The sequence below is a fragment of the Allobosea sp. 05T439 genome, from assembly GCF_056396005.1.
Window position 1 is genome coordinate 82689 of the sequence record NZ_JBFTKP010000015.1, and the last position, 14100, is coordinate 96788.

The 14100-nt window shown below is 65.8% G+C and carries 12 protein-coding genes; 8 read left to right on the forward strand and 4 right to left on the reverse strand.

The genetic code is table 11. The features are described from left to right. Positions 1 to 115 precede the first annotated feature (115 nt). Positions 116 to 2806, reverse strand: a complete 2691-nt coding sequence (locus tag AC1DIO_RS18755) for a bifunctional acetate--CoA ligase family protein/GNAT family N-acetyltransferase (protein WP_476768501.1) — start codon at positions 2804 to 2806, stop codon at positions 116 to 118. Between the two features lie 89 nt (positions 2807 to 2895). Beyond that, positions 2896 to 3738, reverse strand: coding sequence for a universal stress protein (locus AC1DIO_RS18760; protein WP_069879493.1), 843 nt, complete (start codon positions 3736 to 3738; stop codon positions 2896 to 2898). A gap of 138 nt (positions 3739 to 3876) precedes the next feature. On the opposite strand from AC1DIO_RS18760, the gene AC1DIO_RS18765 reads away from it, so the two are divergent. The 7 genes from AC1DIO_RS18765 to AC1DIO_RS18795 all read left to right on the forward strand — a co-directional run bounded on the left by AC1DIO_RS18765 (position 3877) and on the right by AC1DIO_RS18795 (position 10754). Next, a complete protein-coding gene (locus AC1DIO_RS18765) occupies positions 3877 to 4278 on the forward strand; it encodes a hypothetical protein (protein WP_476768500.1) in 402 nt (133 codons plus the stop codon). A gap of 124 nt (positions 4279 to 4402) precedes the next feature. After that, on the forward strand, positions 4403 to 5245 hold the full coding sequence (locus tag AC1DIO_RS18770; RefSeq protein ID WP_476768499.1) for a universal stress protein: 843 nt from the start codon (positions 4403 to 4405) through the stop codon (positions 5243 to 5245). Positions 5246 to 5322: 77 nt separating this feature from the next. After that, positions 5323 to 7215, forward strand: a complete 1893-nt coding sequence (locus tag AC1DIO_RS18775; protein ID WP_476853872.1) for a heavy metal translocating P-type ATPase — start codon at positions 5323 to 5325, stop codon at positions 7213 to 7215. Positions 7216 to 7650: 435 nt separating this feature from the next. Further along, positions 7651 to 7911, forward strand: coding sequence for a DUF3302 domain-containing protein (locus tag AC1DIO_RS18780; protein WP_476768497.1), 261 nt, complete (start codon positions 7651 to 7653; stop codon positions 7909 to 7911). Continuing rightward, positions 7908 to 8849 (forward strand): HlyD family secretion protein, encoded by a 942-nt coding sequence (locus tag AC1DIO_RS18785; protein ID WP_476853873.1) that lies wholly within the window; start codon positions 7908 to 7910, stop codon positions 8847 to 8849. The genes AC1DIO_RS18780 and AC1DIO_RS18785 overlap by 4 nt, the downstream gene beginning before the upstream one ends. Before the next feature lie 261 nt (positions 8850 to 9110). Further along, the gene (locus tag AC1DIO_RS18790) at positions 9111 to 9401 is read left to right on the forward strand and encodes a hypothetical protein (RefSeq protein ID WP_441488292.1); all 291 of its coding nucleotides are present in this window, start codon (positions 9111 to 9113) and stop codon (positions 9399 to 9401) included. 93 nt (positions 9402 to 9494) lie between these two features. Continuing rightward, positions 9495 to 10754, forward strand: a complete 1260-nt coding sequence (locus AC1DIO_RS18795; protein WP_476853874.1) for an alpha/beta hydrolase — start codon at positions 9495 to 9497, stop codon at positions 10752 to 10754. Positions 10755 to 10846: 92 nt separating this feature from the next. Here AC1DIO_RS18795 and AC1DIO_RS18800 read toward each other — a convergent pair whose 3' ends face one another. Then, a complete protein-coding gene (locus tag AC1DIO_RS18800) occupies positions 10847 to 12289 on the reverse strand; it encodes an ATP-binding protein (protein ID WP_476853875.1) in 1443 nt (480 codons plus the stop codon). Continuing rightward, the gene (locus AC1DIO_RS18805) at positions 12286 to 13071 is read right to left on the reverse strand and encodes a response regulator (protein ID WP_476769621.1); all 786 of its coding nucleotides are present in this window, start codon (positions 13069 to 13071) and stop codon (positions 12286 to 12288) included. Before AC1DIO_RS18805 ends, AC1DIO_RS18800 begins: the two co-directional genes overlap by 4 nt. 251 nt (positions 13072 to 13322) lie before the next feature. On the opposite strand from AC1DIO_RS18805, the gene AC1DIO_RS18810 reads away from it, so the two are divergent. Continuing rightward, positions 13323 to 14057: a MipA/OmpV family protein gene (locus AC1DIO_RS18810; protein WP_476769620.1), complete on the forward strand. Its 735-nt coding sequence runs from the start codon at positions 13323 to 13325 to the stop codon at positions 14055 to 14057. The last annotated feature ends 43 nt before the right edge of the window (positions 14058 to 14100 follow it).

Sequence of the window (14100 nt, forward strand, 5' to 3'; positions counted from 1 at the left end):
ATCGGGACTGACACTACAGCGTGCCTGGGCGGCGAGACGGGTGAGAAGCGAGCGCCGAACGGTTAGCCGCGCCGCGATGCCCCAGCCGGCTTGGCGATCGAAGCAAAATGCAGGTTCACGATTTCGGCTCCGGCACATCGAGCTTCAGCTCGACATGAACCGTATCGCCATCGGCATGCGTGACGCGGAAGCCCAGATCGCTCGCCATCTGTAGCATCGGAACATTATGCGCCAGCACTTCGCCGAAGAGCCGCTGGTAGCCCTGCTCCCGCGCATGCGTGATGATTTCGGTCATGAGGCGATAGCCGAGGCCCCGCCCCTTCATGTCGGAGCGGACGAGGATCGCATATTCCGCCGTCTTGCGCTCCGGGTCGCCCGAGATCCTGACGACGCCGAAGATCGGCCCCACCCCATAGGGCGCACCGGGCTCCCCAGCGACCAGGGCCATTTCCCTGTCATAGTCGATCTGTGACAGCCGGGCCGCCGTTGCATGCGGAAAGATCTTCACCGGTCCCAGGAAGCGCATCCGCAGATCGTCCGGCGTACACAACGCGACCATCTCGGCGAGAGCGCTCTCGTCCTCGGGCCGGATCGGGCGCAGATGGAGCTGCGTGCCGTCGCCGAGTGCGATCTCGCGCTCGAGCTGGTGCGGATAGGCGCTGACCGCCAGTCCAAGACGGCGCCCTTTCTTGCCGGCGATGACGATCCGGGCATCGAGCGCAATGCAGCCTTCGTAGTTGGCGAGAAGCGGGTTGATGTCGAGCTCGATGATCTCGGGCAGCTGCACGACCAGCTCCGACAGGCGAACGAGAATATCGACGACCGGTTCGAGCGGCACGGCGGGAACGTCGCGAAACCCCGCCAGTAACCGCGCAACCCGCGTGCGCGAGATCATGTCGCGCGCCAGGACCGAATTCAGCGGCGGCAACCCGATGGCGCGGTCCCCGATCACCTCCGTCGCGGTGCCGCCGCGTCCGAACAGGATCACGGGACCGAAGGTTTCATCCTGAGCAATGCCGAGGATCAGTTCGTGTGCCTTCGGTCGGGAGATCATGGGCTGGATCGCAAAGCCATCAATCCGCGCCGTGGGTCGAATCCGGCCCACGCGCTCCAGCATCTCGCGCGCCGCAGCCTCGACCTCCACCCTGCTCTTCAGGCCCAGGACGACGCCGCCGACATCGGATTTGTGGATAATGTCATGCGAGAGAATCTTCAGCGCCACCGGAACCGCGATCCCCTCGAAACATGCTCCGGCCTCCTCCGGGGTCGCCGCCAGTTTCGTCTCGACGGTGGGTATCCCGAACAGCCCAAGCAGTTGCTTCGATTCCGGTTCCGTCAGCGACGTGCGTTTCTCGCGCAGGGCTGCCCGGATGAGTTTGCGCGCCGCCTCGACCTGCCTGGGCGCAATCGCGACGCCAGCTGTCGGGGTTTCCAGCAGAAGCTCCTGGTTTCGCCGGAAGGCGGCGAGATGACTGAAGGCCCGGACAGCCTCTTCCGGTGTCGCAAAATTCGGAAGTCCGCCTTCACGCAGATGCGCCCTGGCGGCCTGCGCGAGCGTGCCGCCGAGCCAGCTCGTCATGACGGGAACATGCTTCTGCCGCGCGACAACCCGGGACACGGCACGTGCCGTCTCCGCGCCGTCGGCGACCGCGGAGGGACAGTTGATGACCAGGACGGCATCGCTCTCGCGCTCTTCCAGCAGGGCTTCCAGCGCAGCCGCGTAACGATCTCCCGTGGCGTCGCCCAGGACATCGACGGGGTTCCCGCGCGACCAGCCTTCAGGCAGCACGCTGTCGAGCTTGGCGATCACCGCCGGGCTGAGGGTCGCGACGCGGTTTCCCCGCTCTCCGACGGCATCGACGGCGAGGATGCCGGCGCCGCCGCCATTGGTCAGAATGGTCAGCCGGTCGCCAGTGACGCGAACTCCTTTTGCCAGGATCTCGGCCGCGGCGAAGAGCTCATCGAGTTCGGCCACCCGCAACAGGCCGGCGCGCCGGAAGGCAGCGTCATAGACTGCGTCCGCGCCCGCAAGTGCGCCGGTATGCGACAGCGCCGCCCGCGCTCCGGCGGCACTGCGCCCGGCCTTCACCACGATGACAGGCTTCATGCGCGCCAGCGCCCGGGCTGCCGACATGAACTTGCGGGCGTGGGAGATGTTCTCGATATAGAGCAGCACTGAGCGCGCCGCCGGATCCGTGCCGAGGTAATCGAGCATGTCGCCCGCGTCGACATCGCTGGTGTCGCCGAGCGCAATCGCGTGCGAAAGGCCGATACTGCGCCGGTCAGCCCAGTCGAGCAGCGCCGACATGATGCCGCCGGACTGGCTGACGATGGCGATATGGCCTGGCCGCGGCGTCAGATGCGCAAAGCTCGCATTGATCGCGCGGGCGGAGGAAATCAGGCCGAGGCAGTTCGGCCCGACGATGCGCATCAGATGCGTCTTGGCCGCATCGAGCATCCGTTGCCGCAGCCCATCCGTGGCCGCACTGTCGCCAAAGCCGTTGCTTATCACGATTGCGGCGCGGCAACCACGTTGTCCGAGTTCGGATATCAGCTCGGGAACCGCCGCTGCCGGCGTCGCCAGGACGGCAAGGTCGGGCGTGACCGGGAGCTCTGTTACCGAGCGATAGCTCAACGCCGCGCGGATCGCCGTTTCATGCGGGTTGACCGCCATGATCGGCCCCTTGAACCCCGCGCCATAGAGATTGGCGGCAAGCGTCGCCCCGACCGAACCGGGCTGATTGCTGGCCCCGATCAGGGCGATCGCGCGAGGATTGAAGAGCGCGTCGAAATTCCGAATGCTCATGAGCGGAAACCGGGCTGAACGCGCCCGATCTCAAGCCGGGAGTGGCTCAACCGCGCGTTTGCAGAGTTGAGCCATTTTCCCCGCAACGATCAATGGCACATGAAGAGCGGCACCTTGCTGTTCTTGAGCAGGGACTGCGTCACCCCGCCGAGCAGCCATTCGCGCAGGCGGGAATGGCGATAACCACCCGACACGATGAAGCCGGCACCGAACTCTGCCGCCTCGTCCTGGAGTGCGGTCGCGACGTCGCGCCCCTTGCCGAGCGCCACCGTCTTGACCGTGACGTCGACGCCATGACGCGCGAGATGAGGTGCCAGCTCGACGCCGGGCACCGCGTTGGACAGGTCCTTCTCGCCGGTGACCGAGACGATCTCGACAGCCTTGGCGGCTCGCAGGAACGGCAAGGCATCGGCAACCGCACGCGCCGCGCTCGCCCCGCCGTCCCAGGCGATGACGATGGTCTCTCCGGAGAAGCCGGGATGGCCGGGCGGAACCACCAGGACCGGCCGGCCGCTCTCGAACAGCGCCGTCTCGATCAGGCCGCGGTCGATGGCGAGCGTCGTCGGCTCCGCATCCAGGATTGAGAGGTCGTTGACGCGGGCATGGTCGAGAAAGCGCTGCAGCAGGCTGCTGTAGATCAGTTGAGGGCTCTCCACCGTGCTGACCACGCCGGCAAGATTGGCCGCGAACCGGGCGTCGGAGGCAAGCTTCTGCGCGAGACCGGCGATGCGCCGATTCTCCGACGCAACGATCGCGCCGCTGAAATCATCGATCATCGAATAGGGCACGGAAAACCGGCTTGCCGCCGCCTGAACCGTAAGATGCGCATTCGTCTGCCGCGCCAACGAAAGCCCGTAGCCGACAGCAAGGTTCTCCTCGGTCTGCCCCTCCTCCGTCACCGCCACCAATATGCTCTTGATGCCTTCGATCATGTCATCCTCCAGTACGCGAAAGAACCTCCGCCAGTCCGGCCAAAACGTCCTTGCGCCAGATCAAACCGGACGCGCCCGAAATATGCGCGATTGATCGTGGCCTGCATATCCAAGCGGCAGAAAGGACGGACGACCATCATGCTTTATGTCATCACCCTTCATCTCGCCCGGACGAGCGGCTATCCCGAGGGAAGCCCACGACATGGCTACGAGATCACCGCGCCGCTCGACCCTGACGGACATATCGATGCGGCCGCCTGGCAGGAGCAGCGCGATCTCTGCCGCGTCAGGCGCTTCTCGGCGGGGGAGCCGGATCGTCACGGCTGGCTCCTGCGCCGGGCCGGAGGCGCCGGCGGCGCGACCTGGTTCATCGACTATGACGATTCCGGCAGCGATGACGACGAGGCCGGCTACCGGCTCGACCGGCACCGCTTCGTCGTCGGCGACTATGTCTCTATCCGCGACGGTGACGGCGACTTGCAGCCCTTCCAGATCATTGCCGTGAAACCGAGGGCCCCGGTCAAACCAGTCATCGCCTGAAGGCATCTACGGCATCTGCGCGGTGCCGGTGTGCAGGGGGGCGCCTTGCTCCATATCAATGCGTCCCTGCACACTGGGCTCGATCATAGATGCCACGGATGCGTCGAGATGTGGGGGACATGCGATGACAGCAACGGTGAAAGCGCAGGCGGGCTACGCGAGCATAATGGTGCCGCTGAACCTCGGCGGCGGGGCCGCCGATCGGGTCAAGCTGGCCGCGTCCCTGGCGGATCGTTTCGGCAGCCGGCTGATCGGCATCGCCGCAGAGGACTTCGTTCTCCCCTATGTCGGCGACGGCCTGGCGAGCGTCGACGCGCTCCTGATTGAGGAGAGCAAGCGCGCAGTCTCAGCAGAGCTTGCCCGCGCCGAAGCGATATTCCGCAAGGCCGCCGGCGACATGAAGCACCTCGTCTGGCGCAGCGCCATCGAGACACCGCGAAACTTCGTTCTCGACCAGGCCCGCGCAGCAGATCTCGTGGTGCTGGCGCGCCAAGCCCATCACGATCCCGTCCAGGGAGGGATGAGCCTCTCTCCGGGCGATCTGGTCATGTCGCTTGGCCGGCCGCTCCTCGTCGTACCGCCCGACGTCAGCTATCTCTCCGGCAAGCATATCCTGGTCGCCTGGAAGGATACGCGGGAAGCGCGGCGTGCCGTGCGGGATGCCCTGCCGCTTCTGATGCAGGCGGAATCCGTGACTGTCCTGTCGATCGGCCCGGATGCCGAAGATCAGGGCGCCGAAGACGTGCGCGACTATCTCACCTTGCACGGTGTGGCGGCAAAGGCAGTCCTGCAGACCGACAGTGCCAAGCATGCAGTCAACGAGTTGATCGACTTTGCGACCGAGCACGGCGCCGATCTCATCGTTTCCGGCGCCTATGGCCACAACCGCATGCGGGAATGGATGTTTGGCGGCATGACGCGCGATCTGCTGCAAGCTTCACCGGTCTGCTGCTTGATGTCACATTGAGGCTTTGCCGGCTTCGCAGGCGTCCACCGTCCGCATGACATCCCTGCTCCCATCCGGCTCGCATAGGAGGTTTCGGGGTGCCCCAGTCTCAGGCGGAGGCCCTGACACAGCCCGACAGTGAAAGCTGGGCGGCGCGGACCTCCCGGCTCTATCGCCAGCATCTTGACCTGATTCTGGTCGGCATTGCTTTGGCCGGGCTCATTGCCGGCGGCTGGTTCTGGTGGAGCGGCATGGCGAACTCAGCCAGTCGCGCCTGGACTGTTGCGACCATCCCGGTGCTGCTGGCGCTCATCATACAGATCGTCAGGTCGCTGCGGCGCGGCGATGTCGGTCTCGATATCGTCGCTGCCCTGTCGATGTCGGCGGCGCTGGCCTTCGGCGAAAGCCTGGCCGGCAATGTCGTCGCGCTGATGTATGCCGGCGGCCAGTTGCTCGAGAATTTTGCCCAGGGGCGTGCGCGCCGGGAGATGTCGGCCCTCCTCGGCCGGGTCGCCTTCAATGCCATGCGTTATCGCAGCGAGACACTCGAGGAAGTGCCGATTGCCGCGATCCGCCAGGGCGACCGCCTGCTGATGCGCACCGGGGAGGTGCTGCCGGTCGACGGCCATGTCGCAAGCGGCACCGCCGTGCTCGACCTTTCGGCTTTGACCGGAGAATCCGTGCCGAAGAGCCTGAGCCGCGGCGCCGAGGTGCTCAGCGGAGCAACGCTGCTCGGAGCCCCGTTCGATCTGATCGCGAGCCGGCCGGCGTCCGAGAGCACCTATGCCGGGATCGTCAAGCTGGTGGAACAGGCGCAGGCGAGCAAGGCGCCGATGGCTCGCCTGGCGGACCGTTACGCCATCGGTTTTCTCGTGCTGACCCTCGCGATCGCGGGGGCCGCCTGGCTGCTGAGCAGCGACCCGATCCGCGCCCTGGCAGTCCTCGTCGTGGCGACGCCCTGTCCCTTGATCCTCGCCGTGCCGGTCGCGATCATTTCAGGCATCTCGAAGACCGCGCGGGGCGGCGCACTGGTCAAGGATGGCAGCGTGCTCGAAGCCCTGGCGCGAGTGCGAACAGCCATTCTCGACAAAACCGGTACGCTCACCCAGGGGCGCCCGACGATTACCGAGATCCGCACCTGCAACGGCTTTGCCGCGACGGAGGTACTGACCCTCGCCGCGAGCCTCGATCAGGCCTCCGCCCATGTCGTGGCCATTTCACTGATTCGGGCCGCGTCCGAAGCCGGACTGCCCCTTCTGCCCCCCTCGGATATCTCCGAAACGCCGGGAAAGGGCATCGAGGGACAGGTCGGCACCAGGCGCATCGCACTGGGCGGCGGTTCCTATGTGCGCAGCCGCAGCCGCGGCGGTGATCCGGACGCGCTGGTTGCGGACGCCCCCCCGGACGCTCTGACCGTGGCGGTGGCCGCGGACGGGCTGCTCGCCGGCGTCATTCTGCTTCGCGATCAACTGCGCGACGATGCGCGTTCGACGCTTCAATCGCTCCGCACCGCCGGAATCGAGCGGATCGTGCTGGCTTCCGGAGATCTTGACCAGATTGCCCGGACAGTGGGCGCGGATCTCGGCGTCGATCAGGTTTTGGGAGACCTGACGCCGGAGGGCAAGGTCGCCGTCGTGCGCCGCGAAGCCGAGAGCCGGGCGGTGATGATGGTGGGGGACGGCGTCAACGACGCGCCCGCACTTGCCGCCGCGGATGTTGGGGTCGCGATGGGCGCGCGCGGCGCCGCCGCGTCGTCGCAAGCAGCGGGCGTCGTCTTGCTGGTCGACGAACTGCAACCGCTGGCGAAGGCACTCGCGGTCGCCCGGCGCACGCGCGGCATCGCTCTGCAGAGCGTCTTCGTCGGCCTCGGGCTGTCCCTCGTCGGAATGCTTGTCGCTGCCCTCGGCTATCTTCCCCCGGTGCAGGGAGCCCTGTTCCAGGAAGCGATCGACATCGTGGTCATCCTGAACGCGCTCCGGGCCCTGCGCTAACGCGAAATGCACATCCGTTGAGCGGTTTCCTGGCCGGTGAGGTATTTGCGCGCGCCTCCGCTCCAGCTTCCACGCTGGCCGTCGCGCTCCCCGCGCCAGCTGCCATCTGGTCATGAATGCCAGGTCTTCTGACGCTGCCCCTCGGAATTCAAAACCCAATCCGCCCCCCGCAGCCCCCTTCGTCCAAGACGTGACAGCAATGCTACCCTGGTGCGCTACGCAATCCGCGACTGGCTGCCGTGCTCTAGTCTGGTCCCTCGTGACGCCCGCCCGCCCCCGCCCCGAACTCACCCGGCAGGCAAACCTTTAGCCGGCTCTGCTCCAGGACCGGCAAACCAACATTCGAGCGCGACTTTCCGCGGGTTGTCAGTATCCTGCACGTTCGATGTCATGGCCTACCGGCCGCCGGTGCAGGTCGAGAGTAGACGGAGGCCCATGAGCCCGCTTGATATATTCGCCTGGATTGTCCTCGTCGTGCTCGTTTGCAGCACGGTTTTCGTCATCGTCTTCATGGCCATGCTTCCGGGCATGATCGCCAAGCGACGCAATCATCCCTGGGCCCAGGCGGTGGCCGTCGGCGGCTGGGTGACGCTGTTCCTGGGATTCGTGCTGTGGCCTGCCGTCCTGATCTGGGCCTATGTCGACGTGCCCGCGCGTGCTGACGCGCCCGCGCGCCCGCAGGAGCTCGCCCGATGATCGTCGTCCTGCTCAATGTCTATCTCGCCCTGCTGTTCGTGCTGGTAAAACTCCGGATCGTGCCGTTCAACCTGTTCTGGAAGGTCTCGCCGGTCCTTGTCCTGCTCCTCTTGCTGATCGGCCTGTTCATCCCGATGAACTGGGGCGCGCCGCAAGGCGCGGCGCTGGCCATCCGGCAATCCGTCGCCATCGTCCCTGATGTCGCCGGCGAGGTGATCGACGTCCCTGTCGAGCCGAACACGCCGTTGAAGGCGGGCGCTGTGCTGTTCAAGATCGACCCCGTGCCCTACGAGGCCCAGGTCAAGGCGCTTGGAGCGCAGTTCCAATTGCAGCAGCAGCGCCTGGCTCAGATGACCCAGCTGCAGAGCACGGGGTCCGGCCGCAGCTTCGATGTCGAGCAACGCCAGGCCGAGGTCGACCAGCTCAAGGCGCAACTCGAGGGCGCCAGGTGGAACCTCGAGAAGACGGTGGTTCGAGCTCCGGCCGCCGGTTACGTCACCAATGTCGCGCTGCGGAAGGGCGCACGCGTCGCCAACCTGCCGCTTGCGCCGGTCATGGCCTTCGTCGACACCGCGGAGACGGTCATCGGCGTCGAGATCCAGCAGATCGATGCCCGCTACATTGCGGCCGGCCAGCCGGTCGAACTGACGTTCAAGTTCGCCCCGGGGCAGGTCTTTACCGGCAAGGTCGAGAGCGTGCTGCAGGCGATCTCGACCGGTCAGGTGCAGACATCCGGGGCGGCGGTGACGCCGAAATCCATCCAGGCAGCCCCCTTTGCCGTGCGCGTGAAACTCGACGACCAGGCCTTTGCCGACAAGCTCCCGGCGGGTGCTGCCGGCGATGCCGCCATCTTCACCGATCGCGTCACGGCCGCACATGTCATTCGCAAGGTGCTGCTGCGGCAGATCGCGATCACCAACTACATCAACCCCTTCTGATGCGAACGATCCGGCCCGCGGAGCTCGGCGCGCAACGGCCGCCAGCTCCCCGAGCCGGAGCGTCTCGGGATCACGAGCAACGAGTTGGCCCGATCGGATCGCCCGGCTCGGCTGATCGGTCGGGCGTTCGCCGTCCACATGATCTCGCGGCGGCGCGTTGACGCCGGCTGCTGCCGCCGGCTTTGATGCAGCGACACTATACGACCGGCATCGCCCGCTCACGCGGCGGCGGGTTGTTCATCCACACGAAGGGTTATCCAGATGCCTAGCGGCGGCTCCATCATCACAATCAGCGCCGCGAGGCCCCCCCTTCTTCGGGCCTCCGCGGCCCTCATCCTGCTCGCCGCTCTCGCCGGCTGTACGCAACGCGAGCCCATCGCGGCGAACGAGGGGCCAGGAATCCCGATCCGTACGCCGCAGGAGCGCAGCTATCTCGATCCCGGCCCTGCACCGAGCGAAGGCAGCGGGCCGGCTTATGTGCGCGAGAACCGCCGCTCGCCCAATTTCGGCGATCGTTTCGGGGGCGATGTCCTGTCCCGCGCGCCGTACTGACCCCAGCCATTGCTGAATGATGCGCAGAGCGGCCATGACCGCTCTGCTGCCTGGCCCCGCGACCTGGATGGCTTCTGCATGAGACGGCATGGGATGAGGATCGCTGCTGGGGCACTGGCATTGTTGCTCGCCGGCTGCGCCGGCGACGTGCAGGGCGTGCTGGCGCCGGTTGCGCATGGCGCACCCGACGCCAGCAAGGTCACCATGCTCGTGGCAACGACGCGCTCGCCCGACCCGGATAGCGGCATCCTGTTTTCCGGCGAGCGCGGGGCGAAATCATCCTTCGCCGAGATCACCGTCTCGATCCCGCCCGCGCGCGCCCGGAAGGTTGGCGAGGTCCAATGGCCAAGCCGCCTTCCCGGCGACCCGGAACGCGAATTCGTGACGCTGAAGGTTGACCGTCTCGACCAGCAGGCCGCCTTCGCCCGCTTGCACTCAGCAGCGTTGAAAGCCCCGAAGCGGCGCGTTCTCCTCTTCGTCCATGGCTTCAACAACCGGTTTGAGGATGCGGTCTATCGCTTCGCTCAGATCGTCCACGATTCCGATGCCAATGTCGTGCCGCTGCTCTTCACCTGGCCCTCGCGCGGTTCGCTCTTCGCCTATGGCTACGACCGCGAGAGCACGAATTATTCCCGCCATGCGCTCGAGGCCACGCTGCAGGCGCTGGCGCGCGATCCGGCCGTCGGCGAGGTCTCGATCCTGGCCCATTCCATGGGCAACTGGCTCACGCTCGAATCGCTGCGCCAGATGGCGATCCGCAACGGCCAGATCGCACCGAAGATCGCCAATATCATGCTCGCCTCGCCTGACGTCGATGTCGATGTCTTCCGGACCCAGATCGCCGAGATCGGCAAGAGCCGCGCGAAATTCACCCTCTTCGTCTCGCAAGACGACCGGGCACTGGCGGTTTCCCGCCGGGTCTGGGGCAGCACGGCACGGCTGGGCGCGATCAACCCGGAAGCCGAGCCCTATCGCGACGAACTGGCTGCCGAAGGCATCACCGTGCTCGACCTGACCAAGCTCAGATCGGACGACCGGCTCAACCATGGCAAATTCGCGGAGAGCCCCGAGGTCGTGCGGCTGATCGGGACCCGCCTCGTCGCGGGCCAGTCCATCACCGATTCACGCGTCGGCCTCGGCGACCGCCTGATGGCTGTCACCGCCGGTGCCGCGGCAACGGTTGGAACTGCGGCCGGTCTTGCGATTGCAGCACCGATCGCCATTGTCGACCCCCATACTCGCCGCAATTTCAATGGCCGCATCGAGCAACTCGGAGACTCGATCAGCGACGCGGCGAGCACGACCGGCGAAGTACTGACCACGCCGCTGGTGAACACGGGCCAGAAACAATAGCCGGATCGCGTGCACCAATCTCCAAGCCGCCGAACGCCAATTTCATTCGGCCGCCCGGGCAAGCTGCGACGGCAAGTGCCGCGGAGCACCTGTCAGATCACAGACGGCAACATCGTCGGCTTCGGCAGGTTCACGGTCACCAGCAGGCCCTCCGGCTGGGCCGAAGCGAGGGTGACGTCCCCGCCATGCGCCCGGATGACGTCCCGGGCAATCGTGAGCCCGAGGCCGGTGCCACCGGTCGCACGGCTGCGCGAGCCATCGAGGCGTTGAAACGGAGCGAAGGCACGCTCGATCTGGTCCGGCGCAATCCCTGGCCCGCCATCCCTGAGAACAATGACAAGCGCCTGAGCTTCGTCGCGCAGTTTAACGCTGACCCGCTCTCCATAGCGCAGGCCATTGTCGATGAGGTTTGACAGAGCACGGCGCATCGCCACGGGCTGACATGACAGCTGCGCATGATCGGGGCCGACATAGGTGACATGCCCCCCCATATCCGTGAAATTGTCGCAAAGGCTGATCAGCAGCGAGGCGATATCGACCACGCTGTGCGGCTCGCGCCGGGCATCGTCACTCCCGAAAGCGAGCGACGACTGGATCATGGTTTCCATCTCGGAAATATTGGACAGGACCTCCTGCCGCTGATCCTTGTCGCGCACATACTCCGCCATGAGCCGCAGCCGCGTGAGCGGCGTGCGCAGGTCATGCGAGATGGCCGCGAGCATAGTGGTTCTCTCATCCACGAAATGCGTGAGGCGCGCCTGCATGTCGTTGAAGGCGTGGGCGATCGCGGCATATTCCGGCAGGTCCATGTCACCGATCGGAGTCAGCGCCCGCTCTCGGCCGAGCCGTTCGGCCGCTCCGGCAAGCTGCGTCAGCGGCTTGACCAGGCTGCGCGCCATCCAGATGGATAGCATGCCGACAAACAGCGCCCCGCCGATCAGGTCCGCCGCGTTCCGCACGTAGCGCGCGCTCGCCAGATCGCCGGCGCGCTGCGTCACGATCAGCCAGGACCGATCCGAGAGGCGGACGCCGATCTCGATTTCCGATGCCACGAGCGGATAGTGCTCGACAGAATCCGCGGCGACATTGGTCATGAGCGCCGGCAGGCCGGACAAGAGAACGACACCGGTCCTGACCTGACTGAGCAGGTTGCCGTAGGGCGTGATGTTGACAACGACAGCATCCGCATCGACGCCCAGTTTCTTGCTGATCTGGGCCTGGAGCGTCGCGCTCGATGCAGGCGAAGGACCGCCCGGCGCTGCGGGTTGACCTTCACGGATGACGAAATCGAGCCACTCCTTCGATCTCAGCGAAGACAGCGCCAAATCACGCTGGCTGGCATCAGCCGCCGTCACGGTCCGTTGAGCATCGACTGTCGTATCGACAAGCCACTGCGTGTCGAACAACGCGAAATCCGAGGGTGGCACCAGCGCGCGAAGCGCTTCGCCCAGCAGTTGCGTCCCGATGAAGGTGAGGACCACAACAATGGCGATGCGGGGGGCAAAGCCCACCCGCGACCACAGCCTTACCCTCATGGCGTCGCTTCGGGCGCATCGGCAACCACGTCCGCAGTCATGACATATCCCTCGCTCCGCACGGTCTTGATGAGCAGTGGTTCCTGCGGATTGATCTCGATCTTGCGGCGCAGCCGGCTGATCTGGACGTCGATGCTGCGATCGAAGATCTGGCTTGCCCTGCCATGGGCCAGATCGAGCAGCTGATCACGGCTGAGAACACGCTGCGGATGCTCGACGAATGCCAGAAGCAGATCGAACTCGCCGCTGGTCAGGTCGGTCAGCACATTGTCGGGAGACAGGAAGACGCGGCGTTTCGCATCCAGAGTCCATCCCGCAAACCGAAAGTTCGACCGCACGTGATCGCGCGCAGCGGCGGGAGAGACGCCGGTCCGGCGCAGAACAGCCCGCACCCGCGCCAGAAGCTCCCGCGGGTTGAAAGGCTTCGTCACGTAATCGTCGGCACCGAGTTCGAGCCCGACGACCCGATCCGTATCGGATGTCATCGCCGTCAGCAGGATGATCGGGATGTTGCTCGTGGCACGGACGCGCCGGCAAAGGCTGAGCCCATCCTCTCCCGGCATCATGATATCGAGGACGATGAGGTCGAAGCGCCCTGCTTCCAGGGCTTCGAGCATCTGCGCCCCGGCCTGGGCCTGCGTCACACGCACCCCATGCTCACTCAGGAATCGCGCGAGGATCCTAAGTATCGTGGCGTCGTCATCGACGATGAGGAGATGAGGGCTGTTCGAGCGGGCCACGCGATGAAGCTCCGGCAGAGGAGTACCCTTGGCCTTCCACATGCCCTTTGGGCAAGCATCATTCTGCAACAGTCTGTTGCAAACCGAAATCCCGGCGACATCGCCCCGCGCGCCCGCGGCCCTAGAGATGAGCGTCTCGCGCACGCGTTTTGCGCCATTGGGGTTGATGAATGACGTCGTTGGAGGCGCTTCGGCGCATTTTGTCCGGCCGCGTGGCCCTGGCCGCATCTGCCCTGGCGCTCATCTGCACGACAGTTCCTGGTGATGCCCATGCGCAGAGTCTTTTCGATCGCATGCCAACGATCCCCGGCGATTGGACCATCACCCTGGGTGCTCAGGGCAGGTTTCTCCCCGAATTCGAAGGCGCTAGCCGCTTCCGCTTCGAACCCCTTCCGATCGTCTCCATCCGCCGGGCCGGCAAGGCTGCGCGCTTTCGCGCCCCTCTGGACGGTGCCGGTATTTCGCTGATCGACATCGGCGGCTTCCATGGCGGTCTTGTCGGCAAGTACAAGGGCGGTCGCGACGCTGGCGACTACCCCAGACATTTGCGCGGGCTCGGCGATGTCGACGCGACGATCGAAGCTGGCCTCTTCGCCGAGTTCTGGCCCCGGGATTGGTTCCGGACGCGAATCGAAACGCGCCGTGGTTTCGGCGGGCACAGGGGCTTCGTCGCCGATCTTTCCGCCGATGTCGTCGTTCCCGTCGGCGAACGCTGGACGCTGTCCGGCGGGCCGCGCCTCTCGCTGGCCGACAACAAGGCGACCGCACCGTATTTCGGCGTCGACGCCGCCCAATCGCTGGCTTCCGGGCTTCCCCTCTTCAATGCCAAGGGCGGGCTGCATTCGATCGGCGCCGGCCTGCAGGCGCGCTATCAACTGACGCCGCGATGGGAGGTCCGTGCCTATGTCGAATACGCCCGCCTCAGGGATGATGCGGCATCCAGCCCGCTGGTGACCCGCTATGGATCGCCGGACCAGACGACCGTCGGCCTCGGCGTGAGCTACTCGTTCGACATCAAACTCTGGTGAGGGGATGCCCCTTGGACAGGCGTGGCGAGGGCGCGGCGTATGT